Origin of the sequence: Rhodococcus sp. MS16 (assembly GCF_013277795.1) — a bacterium.
In the GTDB taxonomy this organism is placed as follows: domain Bacteria; phylum Actinomycetota; class Actinomycetes; order Mycobacteriales; family Mycobacteriaceae; genus Rhodococcus_F; species Rhodococcus_F globerula.
In genome coordinates this window covers 270,495-283,503 of record NZ_VBTM01000001.1, presented here as the reverse complement: position 1 = coordinate 283,503, position 13,009 = coordinate 270,495, and the positions used below count along the sequence as shown (strand labels likewise).

General features: G+C 62.4%; 12 protein-coding genes. 5 read left to right on the top strand and 7 right to left on the bottom strand.

Translation table 11 applies throughout. The annotated features are described in order from the left end of the window. Positions 1-257 precede the first annotated feature (257 nt). Genes FEZ60_RS01315 through FEZ60_RS01305 form a run of 3 tightly spaced genes read left to right on the top strand, consistent with a single transcriptional unit; the run spans position 258 to position 3,681 of the window. Positions 258-1,379 (top strand): acyl-CoA dehydrogenase family protein, encoded by a 1,122-nt coding sequence (locus FEZ60_RS01315; protein WP_172935358.1) that lies wholly within the window; start codon positions 258-260, stop codon positions 1,377-1,379. Beyond that, positions 1,376-2,458, top strand: coding sequence for an LLM class flavin-dependent oxidoreductase (locus tag FEZ60_RS01310; protein ID WP_095886094.1), 1,083 nt, complete (start codon positions 1,376-1,378; stop codon positions 2,456-2,458). Before FEZ60_RS01315 ends, FEZ60_RS01310 begins: the two co-directional genes overlap by 4 nt. Further along, on the top strand, positions 2,455-3,681 hold the full coding sequence (locus tag FEZ60_RS01305) for an MFS transporter (RefSeq protein ID WP_172935357.1): 1,227 nt from the start codon (positions 2,455-2,457) through the stop codon (positions 3,679-3,681). Before FEZ60_RS01310 ends, FEZ60_RS01305 begins: the two co-directional genes overlap by 4 nt. Before the next feature lie 31 nt (positions 3,682-3,712). Here FEZ60_RS01305 and FEZ60_RS01300 read toward each other — a convergent pair whose 3' ends face one another. The 7 genes from FEZ60_RS01300 to hemE all read right to left on the bottom strand — a co-directional run bounded on the left by FEZ60_RS01300 (position 3,713) and on the right by hemE (position 10,725). After that, the gene (locus tag FEZ60_RS01300; protein WP_095886092.1) at positions 3,713-4,390 is read right to left on the bottom strand and encodes a hypothetical protein; all 678 of its coding nucleotides are present in this window, start codon (positions 4,388-4,390) and stop codon (positions 3,713-3,715) included. Then, the gene (locus FEZ60_RS01295; protein WP_172935356.1) at positions 4,390-4,701 is read right to left on the bottom strand and encodes a hypothetical protein; all 312 of its coding nucleotides are present in this window, start codon (positions 4,699-4,701) and stop codon (positions 4,390-4,392) included. The genes FEZ60_RS01300 and FEZ60_RS01295 overlap by 1 nt, the downstream gene beginning before the upstream one ends. Beyond that, complete coding sequence (locus tag FEZ60_RS01290) at positions 4,694-5,095, bottom strand: YbaB/EbfC family nucleoid-associated protein (protein ID WP_202025573.1); 402 nt, start codon at positions 5,093-5,095, stop codon at positions 4,694-4,696. Before FEZ60_RS01290 ends, FEZ60_RS01295 begins: the two co-directional genes overlap by 8 nt. A 149-nt stretch (positions 5,096-5,244) precedes the next feature. Beyond that, a complete protein-coding gene (locus FEZ60_RS01285) occupies positions 5,245-7,521 on the bottom strand; it encodes a molybdopterin-dependent oxidoreductase (protein WP_172935610.1) in 2,277 nt (758 codons plus the stop codon). Between the two features lie 48 nt (positions 7,522-7,569). After that, positions 7,570-8,265: a hydrogen peroxide-dependent heme synthase gene (hemQ, locus tag FEZ60_RS01280; protein ID WP_033234754.1), complete on the bottom strand. Its 696-nt coding sequence runs from the start codon at positions 8,263-8,265 to the stop codon at positions 7,570-7,572. A 4-nt stretch (positions 8,266-8,269) separates the two neighbouring features. Beyond that, a complete protein-coding gene (locus tag FEZ60_RS01275) occupies positions 8,270-9,631 on the bottom strand; it encodes a protoporphyrinogen oxidase (RefSeq protein ID WP_172935355.1) in 1,362 nt (453 codons plus the stop codon). After that, the gene (gene hemE / locus FEZ60_RS01270) at positions 9,628-10,725 is read right to left on the bottom strand and encodes a uroporphyrinogen decarboxylase (protein ID WP_033234756.1); all 1,098 of its coding nucleotides are present in this window, start codon (positions 10,723-10,725) and stop codon (positions 9,628-9,630) included. Before hemE ends, FEZ60_RS01275 begins: the two co-directional genes overlap by 4 nt. A 181-nt stretch (positions 10,726-10,906) precedes the next feature. Here hemE and FEZ60_RS01265 point away from each other — a divergent pair, with 181 nt between their 5' ends. Both FEZ60_RS01265 and FEZ60_RS01260 read left to right on the top strand, forming a co-directional pair. Beyond that, entirely contained in the window at positions 10,907-11,497 is a 591-nt protein-coding gene (locus FEZ60_RS01265) for a DUF3000 domain-containing protein (protein WP_033234757.1), read from the top strand. A gap of 62 nt (positions 11,498-11,559) precedes the next feature. Beyond that, positions 11,560-12,999 (top strand): wax ester/triacylglycerol synthase family O-acyltransferase, encoded by a 1,440-nt coding sequence (locus tag FEZ60_RS01260; RefSeq protein WP_172935354.1) that lies wholly within the window; start codon positions 11,560-11,562, stop codon positions 12,997-12,999. The last annotated feature ends 10 nt before the right edge of the window (positions 13,000-13,009 follow it).

Below are 13,009 nucleotides of genomic sequence, written 5' to 3'. Positions count from 1 at the left end.
GACGATCACCGTCGCGACTGAAACGAGAACGCAGCCCGTCGAGGTCTGGTAGACACTGAATGGAAGTCAACCCGATCCCGGAGCAAACGTCACCTCTTGCATTCACGATGATCACAATCTGGTGAAAATTGCTCCGCCGCAGTAGATTTCTCTGTAGGGGCACATGCGATCGCAACAGCGAGTTTTTCTCGCGACGATCCAAATCCCCTCTTCGCCGCTGCCGAAATCCATTACACCTCGAGAGGAATCGTGCCTGTATGACTGTCTCCGAACTCGCCACCCACGTGAGAGCTCAGGCAGTTACGGCTGCCAACACGCATCCGTTGGTGGCCAGTGCCAAGCAGTATGCCGACGCCGTACTGCTACCGACCGCGCTCGAAACGGATCGGCACGGAGTAACCCCTGAACGCATTGTCGAGTTCTCCGACCTCCACCTGTTGAACCATCTGGCGCCGGCCGAGTTCGACGGGGCACATGTCGACCGACATAGTGATCGACTCCTCCACGAAGTCCTGGCCGGTGCCTGCCTGAACACGTGGCTCGTATGGGCGCAGCATGCGCCAGTGGTCGGGCGACTGGCCGATGCACACGCGGCAGGCACCGAGTTACCCCCGATCGCCCACCAGATTCTGCGCGGACGCCTACTGACCGGAGCGGCGATCAGCGACGTCCGGCGATACCCCGACCACTTCATCGCGGCGACGCGTGAATCTGCCGGCTGGACGTTCTCCGGCACTATCTCGTGGGTCAGCGGTTGGGGCCTGAACACCGTCTTGATGGTGGCTGCTGTCGAAAGCTCGACCCGCACCGTTGTGACCGCACTGGTACCGATCAACGAGCGTGTTCAGTCCTCCGATCTGGAGTTGAGTGCCGTGGCCGGTAGTCGAACGGAACGAGTGACATTGTCCGAAGTGTTCGTACCGGAAGCGCATGTCATCAGCAGGGTTCCTCTATCCAAGTACCGCACAACCGATTTCAGCACGGCAAGCGACGCCCGGCCACATCATTTCGGGCTTGCCGACAGAGTCCTCGGCGAACTCGAGCAGGCTCATCCCACTTCCCGTGAGCTCGCCGACCTGTGGCGCCCCCGGATCGCGCAGCTTCGGACCGACGCATACGCACTCTCCGACGCAGCCAAGAGCACGGGGAACGAAAGGCACCGAATCGATGAGCGGCTGGCGGCAAAAGTTGCCATGGGCGAAGCTCTCGTCACCCTCACTCATGCCCTTGTCATAGCCCGAGCGGGACGGGGCATCGTTCGCGACAACACTGCGCAGTTGTACGCGCGCACAGCCCTCTTCGTCCTGGTGCAAGGACAAACAGCCGAAGTACGTGACGCGCAGTTGTCCCATCTCGCACAGATCAGGAAGAAGCAATGAGCACCGAATTCCTCTGGTACATCCCCAATCAGGTTGAGCCCGGCCACCGCGGCGACAACACGCAGGCCGGTCACAACAGCCTCGAAACCCTCACTCGCCAGGCACTCGCGCTGGAGCAGAACGGTTGGACCGGTGCCCTGATCGGCGCAGGCTGGGGGCGTCCGGACACCTTCACGGTGGCCACTGCACTGGCCGCGCGGACAACCACATTCGAGCCACTCATCGCGATCCGCCCCGGATACTGGCGCCCGGCTAACTTTGCGGCGTCTGCGGCGGCACTCGATCACCTCACCGGCGGTCGCGTCCGCGTCAACATCGTATCCGGCAAGGACGATCTCGCTGCCTACGGAGACACCGATGGTGATCAAGCGAATCGCTACGCGCGGACCCAGGAGTTCCTCCAACTCGTTCGCAAACTGTGGACCGAAGAGAACGTGACCTACCGCGGCGAGCATTTCCACGTGGAGAACTCGACCATTGGGCCGCGCATCGAGACTCGGCCGGGCCGTCCACACCCGAAGCTCTACTTCGGCGGCGCCTCGGAAGCCGCCGAGAAAGTCGCAGCCGCGGAGGCCGATGTCCAATTGTTCTGGGGCGAAACACTTGACGGTGTCGCCGAACGCATCGACAGACTCGAGGCACTGAGTCGACAGATCGAACGGCAACACGCCCCACTGGAATACGGTTTGCGGATCACCACCTTTGTCCGAGACACAACAGAGCAGGCGTGGAAAGAAGCCGAGGAAAAAGTCGCACAGATGGCAGCCCGCCAGCGCGAACAAGGTGCACCCGAATCGCTGGCACAGAATCCACACCGTCGAAGCGCAGTTGGCCAACAACGCCTGCTCGATCTGGCCTCGCGCGGTGAGGTACTCGATGACAACCTCTACACCACGCCCGGCAAAGTGGGCGGTGGTGGCGCGGCAACCACGTGGCTGGTCGGTTCCGCCGAAGACGTTGCAAAATCGCTACGTAAATACGAAGATCTCGGGATCAGTCACTTCGTTCTGTCCGACACCCCGTACTTGCCCGAGATCGAACGCCAAGGCAGCCAGCTGCTTCCGCTACTTCGCGGATGACCGCCGAGACCGACACTCCAACTTCTCTCAGCCCTAAGTATCGACGCCATCTGGTGATGGTCTTCGCGCTCACGAACACCATCAGTTTCATCGCGATGATCCAGATCCTGCCGGTGATCCTCATTCCCATCGCCACCGATCTCGATGTCTCACGCACCGCCGTGGCAGGTGCCTCCACAGTATCGACGCTGGTGGGCGGACTGGCCGCTTTGCCCGTCGGTCGCATCCTCGACCGGCGGGGCGGACGCACGCTCATGGCCACCGGCTCGGTGATCGGAGCAGGCTCGGTACTGATGTGGTCACAGGCAACCAACCTGATGTCGCTGTACGTTGCGTTTGCCTTGATCGGGCTGGCACTGGCAATGTCGACGTACGAGTCGACCTTCGCGGTGATCGTGGTGGCGACCGAAGCGCATCAACGAAATCAGGCGATTCTCACCGTCACGATGATCGCCGGACTGTCGACATATCTGGTGTATCCACTCCTCGGTTGGATGAACAGCGAATTCGGCTGGCGCACAACCTTGATCATCCTGTCGGCGATACTCGTCACTACCGCGGTTCCGGGTCATCTGTGGGCCGTACCGTCGCGCGCCGCTCATCGCAACCGAGTCCGGGCAAGGTCAGGAACGCCTTTCGGTGCAGCACTGCGGCAGCGCCGGTTCTGGTTGCTGCTGATCGCTTTCGTCGCTCAGGCAGGATCGGCGTCGGCCTTCCTCCTACTCGTGATCGCATACTTGCTCGACCAAGGTCACTCTGTTGCGGTCGCAACATCAGTGCCCATCGCCGTCGGTGTCCTGCAGATTCTCTCGCGGCTGATACTCACAGTGGCGGGCACCCGTCTGGCCATCACACCGGTCACGTCGTGCGCCTTCGCCATACAGGGGTTCGGCCTACTGTTGCTACCACTCGCGGGCTTGTCGATACCCCTGACGTTGCTGTGCGTCGCTGCTGTGGGTCTCGGCCAAGGCGTCGGCGTCATCGCGCGGCCGTCGATACTGGCCGACAACTTCGGCGTTACCCACTTCGCGAGTGTCCTTGCCGCGATCACCATTCCGACAGCGCTGGCCCGAGCCGGCTCACCACTGCTCGGAGCGTGGCTCGCCGATTGGCGATTTCTGGTGGTCAGCGGCTCACTCGCATTGATTGCCGCCGTCGCGTTGCTTCCACTCATCGGAGTGAAATCCACCGCGGACAGCGAGCTCGTGGCCGCACGCGAGTGAATGTTGTGCACACTCAGGCCCGGTTACGGCGTCAGAAATTCCAGTTCAGTGCGCCGCCGGATGTGGACAACTCATCCACCGCGCCCGTGACAAACCCCTCGCGCCCCTCGGTCACGACCTTGCCGACATCCACGGACTCGCGATGGTCCATTGTTATCTGGCCCAGCTGAATGGCCAGGCCGGAGAAGACGGCCGACGCTGCTTCCACCGCAGCGGCTTCGAGCACCCCGGTCAGTAATTGGCGCAACAGCATTCGGACAGTAACCGCGGTAGCGACCTCCGCTGCGCCTGCTCCTACCGCACTCAGCCCGAGAGTGGGAATCGCTGCCGCTGCCATGGCCGCCAACTCGAGCGCCAGCGCGATCAACGCCGCGATGATCGCAAGTTTGGTGTACTCGATCTCCGTCGCCGTAGCATTGCAGGATTCCGCTAATTCCGTTGCGGCAGCAATCAATCGATCAAAGACATCAGCGACGCCACCGGAATCCTGCCAGAATGCATCGAGTGAATCGTGCGTCTCACCGGTGATTGCTGTCAGTACTCCTCTCAGTGTGACATCACCACCCATGGATGCACTGGTCAGATGGTCTGCAATCTCGGTCCACGCGTCACCCAATCGCCACAAGGAAGTCTCGTCCCCCTCCGGCCAGTCGCTACCCACTGCCACACTGGCAACGGCCTGCAGGTATCCCGGTATCTCGATTCCCATCAGAGACCACCTGCAAAGTTGTCGGCAAGTTCCGCGTCGACGCCCTCGAAGTTGTCCGAAGTCCGGTACAGCGCATCCGTGAGATTCCGCATGAAGCCGGCCATCATCGAGATACCGGCAATCACCGACTCTGAGCCCGGAAGGTAGGCGGCGGCAAAAGTGTTGCCGACCTCGTCATTTCCCCAGCTCGAGCCTTCGGCAGTCATTTCCCGTTCGAGATCCGCTTTCGACCTCTCGATGTCTTCGGCGAGTCCCACGAATCGCGGTGCCAATGCACGCACAATCTGAACATCGATCCACAGTTCAGACATTGCCCGCGCTCCTGAGAACGGTCTGATCCCAATCCTGTTCCATGTGCTCGGCTATCTGAGGCACTGCGGACAGACCGCGCACGCTGGGCGCTCCGGTTATCAGATCTGGAAGATCCAACTGCGTCCCAGTGGTGAACGGCTTCAATATCTCGGCGTTTTGCCGACGCATGTCTGCCGACGCTGCCGTCGACGCCGCCAGCACCGACGCACCAAGCTTTTTCGGCGTTGATTTCGCACACGCGTCCGATGAGAATTTCACGCCGACAACGGCTCCGGAGGCATTGACGACAACCTCCACCAACCCGTCAGCCGACTGAGCACGCGCAGTCGACAACGCGATCTTCTCCTGCGCGAGCGCAAGTAACCGCGTCCGCTCGTGCAGGTCCTCCATCATTGAATCAATCTGCCCGCGAAGGACTTCCGATCTCCCCCGTGCCGTATTCCACTGCGCTGTACTCACGATGGCCCCCACCTCGCTCGACGTGCTCACCCGGATATCAGGTGCTCACCAAGTTCGACGCGGCCTGGCCTCGATCGGTTCCGTCAGCGTGGATTCAGCACCGGCGGATCAAATGCGCGAACAGGGGGAAGTTCCCCCTCGAACTTCTCGATCTGCACCAGGACGTGTTGTCCGGTGCATCCGTGTGACAGCAGCGACGTGCCGACGTCCGGGGTCAGAACATTGGGATTTCCGTGGACACACAGCGAGTCCGGGTCGGCCGGATCGAGTGGGTCGTACCAGGCTCCCGTCGCAAGTTGGACAACGCCCGGGTGAAGGTCTGCGTCGACGACAACACCTGCCAGGCACGCACCGCGATCATTGAACACCCGCACCACGTCCGCGCCGACAATGCTTCGCTCTGCCGCTGCATCGGGATGCATCCGAATCGGTTCTCGCCCGTGAATTTTCGACGCCTGGCTCACGGCGCCGTGATCGAGTTGGCTGTGCAGCCGCGTCTTGGGCTGGTTGGCGATGAGGTGCAGCGGAAAAGCCTCCGCACGTGGACCTTTCAGCCATTCATCAGGCTCGTACCATCGGGGATGGCCGACGCAGTCGTCGTAGCCGAAAGATTCGATGGTTTCGGAGAATATCTCGATCTTTCCGCTGGGTGTGCCAAGCGGATACTTCTCGGGATTCTCGCGGAAGTCGCCGAACAGAACCTCGTCGCCGCGCGTACGCATCCGGTAATGACCATCGGCCCAGAAGTCCTCGAACGACGGGGTGTTGCCACCGTCCGCGTCGACGCTCGGCTGCCACTGACCGTAGAGGTGCTCGATCCATTGCTGCGACGATCGTCCCTCGGTAAACGTGTCACCGAATCCCAGCGCGTCGGCAAGTGCCGCGAAGGTCTCGTAGTCGTCGCGCGCACCTGCAAACGGTTCGGTGACCTGGTGCATCGCGACCAGCAACGCGTCGTTGCGCGTACAACTGAGATCGGAGCGTTCGAATGACGTGGTCGATGGCACCACGATGTCGGCGTGTCTGGCCATCGGCGTCCAGTACGGATCATGAACGACGATCGTGTCCGGACGTGCCAAAGCCCGCCGCAGCCTCGGGATGTCCTGATGATGGTGGAACGGGTTGCCGCCTGCCCAGTAGACCAGGCGAATGTCGGGATAGGTGAGGCGTCTGCCGTCGTAGTCGAAGTCTTCGCCGGGCGAGAGCAGAAGATCCGATACCGCAGCGACCGGAATGAAGTCCGTGACCGGATTCCGTCCTTGCGGGAAGGTGGGCAGCGGGTACGGGATCGACGTCATTCCCGGCTCGTTCATCGAACCGTAGCCGTGTCCGAATCCCCCTCCGGGAAGCCCTATCTGACCCAGCATCGCGGCGAGAGTCACCCCCATCCACGGGGCTTGCTCACCGTGTTTGATGCGTTGAAGTGACCAGGTGACAGAGACCAGCGTGCGACCGGCGGCCATGCGGCGGGCCAGGTCGACCAGTATCTCGGCAGGGATTCCTGAAATCTCCTGGGCCCAGTGAGGATCCTTCGCGATACCGTCACTGCGTCCGAGCAGGTACTCCTCGAATCGCTCGTAGCCGACGCAGTACCGGTTCAAGAATGCGATGTCATGCAAACCCTCCGAAGCGAGGACATACGCCAGCGCCAACATGATCGCCACGTCGGTCCCGGGAATCGGTGCGATCCAGTCACATTCACCGTCGAGATCGTCACGCAACGGGCTGATCGAGACGATCTTTCCGCCGCGACGACGGAATGCGTCGATCGCGCCGCGAGTCGGATGCTCACTGGTACCACCGGCATTGACGCCAGTGTTCTTGATCGGCACCCCACCGAAGCACACCAACAGATCGGAATGTTGCGCGATGACGTCCCACGACGTGGAGCGTTCGAACAATTGACTGTGGGTCCCGACCACACGGGGCATGATGACGCCCGTTGCTCCGAGCGAGTAGCTGTGTACCGATTTGGTGTAACCACCGAGTTGATTCAGGAACCGGTGAACCTGGCTCTGCGCGTGGTGGAATCGACCGGCGCTGGCCCATCCGTATGAACCACCGAAGATCGCGTTGTTGCCGTGAGTGTCAACGACCCGGCGCAATTCGCGGGACAGCAGTTCTGTCAGTTCGTCCCACTCGACCGAGACGAACTCGTCAGAGCCCCGCTTTTCCGTGGGGCCTGGACCGTTCTCGAGCCAGCCACGACGCACTGCCGGGCCGGCCACTCTGCTGCGACTGCGCACCGAACCGGCGAAGTTGCCGAGCATCGGCGAAGGATTGGAATCTCCCTCGTACGGATGCACCGCAGTGACTTCGCCGGCTACCGATTCGGCAGTGAACATGCCCCAGTGAGACATGTGCTGATGACGCCGATTCGGCGTGGTGGCCACAGCAGCTACTTTCGATCAGGGAAGGGAAAGAACCAGCTTCTCGATGTCGACACGCGGTCCGGTGAAGAACGGAACCTCTTCGCGCACGTGCAAACGAGCCTCGGTGGCGCGCAGGTCGCGCATGAGATCGACGATGCGAATGAGTTCCGGTGCCTCGAAGGCAAGAATCCACTCGTAGTCGCCGAGCGCAAACGACGGCACCGTGTTGGCGCGAACGTCCTTGTATCCGCGTGCCGCCATACCGTGATCGGCGAGCATCTTGCGACGGTCCTCGTCGGGAAGCAGGTACCACTCGAGCGACCGAACGAACGGGTAGACGCAGATGTAGTCGCCCGGATCCTCGCCCGCGATGAACGACGGCACGTGGCTCTTGTTGAACTCGGCCGGACGGTGCACGGCGGAGTTGCTCCACACCGGAGCGCTGATCTTGCCCAGTGTCGTGGTGCGGCGGAAGTCCGAGTACGCGGCCTGCAGCTGCTCGATGCTGGCTGCATGGGTCCAGATCATGAAGTCTGCGTCTGCGCGCATGCCGGCGATGTCGTAGATTCCGCGAACCACGACGCCCTTGTCTTCGAGACCTTCGAAGAACAAGCGGGCGTCCTTGACCGCAGCTTCCCGATCGTCGCCCAGCACACCGGGTTCCACCTGGAACACGGAGAACATGAGGTATCGGATTTCAGAGTTCAGTTTGTCGAAATCAAGGCGTGCCATACCTCTATCGTGCCACCCGTTCGAAAATCCGTGTCGCCGCCGTCGTGCCAGTGGCAACACACGCCGGAACGCCGACGCCGTGTAGCCACGAACCGGCCACCTCGATACCGTCCAACCCTGCGACCGACTGTTCGATTTCAGCCACTTTCTGCACGTGACCTGGTGCGTACTGCGGCAGTCCCCCATGCCAGCGCTGGACAAAGGACGCAGCCGGACTCGCAGTGATTCCCGTCACTGTTGCAAGATCAGCGCGGGCCAGAGCGATCAGTTCGTCGTCGGCGCGATCGACGATGTCTGCGGCACCGAAGCGGCCGAACGACGCCCGCACGAGGTGCTCGCCCCGATCGGCGAGATGGGTCCACTTGCGACTGGACAGCGTGAATGCCTTGGCCGTGAGATCTGCGTCCGTCGCGACGAGGATTCCCGAATTCTCCGGCAACTCGACATTACCCGGCAGACGCATCGCCACGACAGCCGAGGACGCCAGCTCGATCCGAGCCGCGATCCGGGCGACCTGTGGCGCGACGTCAGCGAGAAGCACTGCGGCGTTCGGAGCGGGAACTGCCAGGACAATCGCATCGACGGCGCCGACCGGATCGATGAACCAGCGGCTCCCGTCGGCGCGCACGACTCCGGCCTCCGCGTGAACGACATGCGCGGCAGCTGCCTCCCGGAGTGCATCCAGGAGCACTCCGTATCCGTCCTTCAACGCACCGAAGACCGGCCCGGGAGCCGGCGTCGGTAGCGCCGCCGACACGGCTTCCGACAGGCTCCGCGCTCCGGCGTCCAACGCCGCCGCGAGGGTCGGCAATGCAGCCCGTATTCCGATGTTCTCCGCCAATCCGGAGTACACACCCCCGAGCAGTGGATCAACCGAGCGGGCAACTACCTGATCGCCGTAGCGATCCGAAACAAGTTGGGCCACACTGCTATCCGAACCCGGAGTCCAGTCGATCCGGCGCTCCGGTTCCGCCGCGATTCGCGCCAGGGTTGCGTCGTCGACTAGATCCTCGACCGCGTCGGCGCTCGCCGGAATGCCCATCAACGTGCCTACGGGGAGACGATGCAACGAGTCCTGCGACCAGATCAACGGAGTGCGTCCCGCCGGATACACGATCTGGTCGGTGAGACCGAGCTCGGCCAGAAGTGCCGGAACCTCGGGCCGACGCGCAATGAACGCCTCGGCGCCGACATCGATCGGCCCGCCGCCGATATCGACCGTTCGCAACTTTCCGCCGAGCCTGCGGCTGTGGTCGACGATCGTGATCTCGGCGTCCGCTCCGAGGCTACGGCGAAGCCGGTAGGCGGCGACCAGGCCGGAGATTCCACCCCCGATCACCGCTACCGACGGACGCGTTGTCCTCACAGCGAATGCACCAGCTCCACCGCCGCCGTGATTGCCGCCGGATCGGTATCCGGAAGAACACCGTGTCCGAGGTTGAAGATATGCCCGATGGCGCCGGCCTCGATAGCGCGGTCACCTTCAGCCGCGATGCGTCTGACCTCACGGTCGACCGCCTCGGGACCCGCGAAGAGCACTGCCGGATCGAGGTTGCCCTGCAGCGCCTTGCCCGGACCGACTCGCCTCGCGGCAACGTCGAGCGGAATACGCCAGTCGACGCCTACGACGTCAGCCCCGGCTTCACCCATGGCGCCGAGCAGTTCACCGGTACCAACACCGAAGTGGATACGCGGCACTCCTGCGCTCGCCACCTCGGCCAACACGCGCTCGGAGTGTGGAAGTACGAACTCGCGGTACTGCGCGAGCGAGAGGGCGCCTGCCCAGGAATCGAACAGCTGAACGGCGTCGACACCGGCGTGGAGCTGTGCCTGCAGGAAGCAGATCGTGATGTCGGCGATCTTGCCGAGGAGCTGGTGCCACGTCGCCGGATCCGACAGCATGAGCGCCTTGGTCTTCTCGTGGTTGCGGCTCGGTCCACCTTCGACCAGGTACGACGCCAACGTGAACGGCGCTCCGGCAAACCCGATCAACGGCACCGAACCCAACTCGGCGGTGAGCAGACGCACAGCCTGCGCAATTGCGCCGACCTCGTCGGGCACCAACCGCGGCAGGGACGCGACGTCGTCGATCGAGCGAACAGGATTGGCAACCACGGGACCGACACCGGCAACGATGTCGAGGTCGATGCCGGCCGCTTTCAGCGGCACCACGATGTCCGAGAAGAGAATTGCGGCGTCGACGTCGTGGCGACGCACGGGTTGCATCGTGATCTCACAGACCAACGCCGGATCGAAGCAGGACTCCAACATTCCGATTCCGGCGCGGATCTCGCGATACTCGGGCAGCGAGCGGCCGGCCTGCCGCATGAACCACACCGGACGCCGCACCGGCGTCCGACCGGTGGCCGCCGCCAACAACGGCGCATCCGGAAGCACGCGCCGTGCGCTGTACTCCGCTGACCCGATGGTGCCTGAATTCAAGTTGTCCAACCCGCTCATCAATCCTCGCGCTCTCCGCCAACATGTGTATCCGACCGCTCCCAATGCTGCCATGTTCGGCGCGCAGAAAAGTCCACGTCACATTTCGTGACGGTGCTCACACTTATCTGTGCGGAGCACGTCACAGTTGATCGGCGCGCCTCCACCTCAGGGACCTTTTCCCCGACTAACGTCCTGACCTGTGACAACTTCCGGATCCACCGCTGACCCGGCCGAATTCCGTGCCGCAATCGCCGCAATGGGCTCAGCACAGGTCCGGTCCGAGATCGAAGTCGGTCCGATACGCCCGCCACAACGACTTGCCCCGTACAGCCACGCAATCGGCGCCGAGGTGCTTCACCCCGAATCGGACACCGTGTCCGAGCAATCGGAAGGTGACGCCTTCGGTCGACTCATCTTGCTTTTCGACCCCGACGGGGACGAAGCCTGGAACGGCACCATGCGTCTGGTCGCCTACATCCAGGCCGATCTCGACGAATCACTTGCCGCTGATCCACTATTGCCCGAAGTTGCGTGGAGTTGGCTGGTGGACGCCCTCGAAGCCGGCGGCGCTCCGTTTGTAGCGCTCGGCGGCACGGTCACGGCAACAACGTCGGTTCGCTACGGCGACATCGCAGGGCCTCCGCGGGCGCATCAGCTGGAACTGCGGGCCTCCTGGACTGCCACGTCAACGGAATTGGGACATCACGTCGAGGCATTCTGCGAAGTGCTGGCCTACGCCGCGGGCCTACCACCCGCCGGGGTAACAGAATTGTCGCGAAAGAACGACTGATCCCCAACGCCGGTTTGATCATTCCACCAAAATCTAACTAGAACCCGTTCTAAAATCGGTAGATGCAGCGTCTCAGCGGACTTGATGCCACCTTCCTGTACCTGGAAACGTCGACACAGCTACTCCACGTCTGCGGCCTGGTAATACTGGACCCGTCGACCATCCCGGGCGGTTACCGCTACCGATCACTACTCGGCGAGTTGGACTCCCGCATGGCAGCGATGCCGACGTTCCGGCGCAAGCTGAAAGATTCACGCTTGAACCTCGACTACCCCGTTTGGGTGGACGACCACGACTTCGATATCGAACGACACTGCCATCGCACATCGGTACCGGCGCCAGGTGGCCACGACGAGCTGGCAGAACTTGCCGGACATATCGCGAGCCAACCGCTGGACCGTTCCCGTCCGCTGTGGGAAATGTGGGTCATCGAAGGACTTGCCGACGGAACCATCGCCGTCATGTCGAAGATCCATCACAGTGCCGCTGACGGCATTACCGGTGCGAACATCCTGGCTCAACTGTGCAGTCTGGAACCGGAATCCCCCGCACTTGTAGACACCACAGCCGAGAGCGCCGGTGACGCCGGCACACTCGACATCGCTGTCGGCGGCCTCCTCGCCGTAATTTCCAGGCCTGCGCGGCTGGCGCGCCTCGTCCCCGGCGGTATCGCGATGCTGCCCAAATGGGTGACCCGCGCCCGCAAAGGCAGAGCGATGCCTGCGCCGTTCACCGCCCCTCGAACGTCGTTCAACGGCGCCATCACCGGTCATCGCAATATTGCCTTCGCCCAGCTCGACCTGGCCAAAGTGAAAGCCGTAAAGCACCGTCACGGCGTCAAGGTCAACGATGTCGTTCTTGCGCTGTGCGCCGGAGCGCTGCGCAACTACCTCGAGGAGCGCGGCGAGCTTCCCGAGGATTCGTTGGTCGCGATGGTTCCTGTGTCGGTTCACGGGAAATCCGACCGCGCCGGCACAAACCAGATCTCCGGTATGTTCACGCAACTGGGCACCCAGATCGTCGACCCACTCGACCGCTTGCGCGCGATCAGCGAATACAACGCGACCTCGAAAAACCATAACGAGGCGTTGGGCGCAAACATGCTTCAAGATTGGTCACAATTTGCGTCGCCGGCAGTTTTCGGCGCCGCAATGCGCGTCTACTCCTCGCTCAAGCTCGCAGAACGGCACCCTGTCGTGTCGAATCTCGTGGTGTCGAACGTTCCCGGCCCGCCGGTTCCGCTGTACTTCCTGGGCGCACGCATTACGGGAATGTTCCCACTGGGACCCATCTTTCACGGCGCCGGACTCAATGTGACGGTGATGTCGCTCGACGGCAAAGTAGATGTGGGCATTGTCAGTTGCACGGACCTGGCACCCCAATTGCACGAACTCGCGCAAGGATTCGCCCTGGCGCTCGACGAACTCCTGGGAGCAGCCGAGAAAGGCGACGAAGAAAGTGACGGGGAAGGTTGCGCAACTACGACGCCTTCTGCGACGTAGAGTTATCGAT

Bases quoted from the DNA above. Each gene is read 5' to 3' on its own strand.
- FEZ60_RS01295 (WP_172935356.1), bottom strand. From the start codon at position 4,701: ATGTCTGAACTGTGGATCGATGTTCAGATTGTGCGTGCATTGGCACCG.
- FEZ60_RS01300 (WP_095886092.1), bottom strand. From the start codon at position 4,390: ATGGGAATCGAGATACCGGGATACCTGCAGGCCGTTGCCAGTGTGGCA.
- FEZ60_RS01285 (WP_172935610.1), bottom strand. From the start codon at position 7,521: ATGTCTCACTGGGGCATGTTCACTGCCGAATCGGTAGCCGGCGAAGTC.
- FEZ60_RS01260 (WP_172935354.1), top strand. From the start codon at position 11,560: ATGCAGCGTCTCAGCGGACTTGATGCCACCTTCCTGTACCTGGAAACG.
- FEZ60_RS01315 (WP_172935358.1), top strand. From the start codon at position 258: ATGACTGTCTCCGAACTCGCCACCCACGTGAGAGCTCAGGCAGTTACG.
- FEZ60_RS01305 (WP_172935357.1), top strand. From the start codon at position 2,455: ATGACCGCCGAGACCGACACTCCAACTTCTCTCAGCCCTAAGTATCGA.
- hemQ (WP_033234754.1), bottom strand. From the start codon at position 8,265: ATGGCACGCCTTGATTTCGACAAACTGAACTCTGAAATCCGATACCTC.
- FEZ60_RS01290 (WP_202025573.1), bottom strand. From the start codon at position 5,095: ATGATGGAGGACCTGCACGAGCGGACGCGGTTACTTGCGCTCGCGCAG.
- hemE (WP_033234756.1), bottom strand. From the start codon at position 10,725: ATGAGCGGGTTGGACAACTTGAATTCAGGCACCATCGGGTCAGCGGAG.
- FEZ60_RS01310 (WP_095886094.1), top strand. From the start codon at position 1,376: ATGAGCACCGAATTCCTCTGGTACATCCCCAATCAGGTTGAGCCCGGC.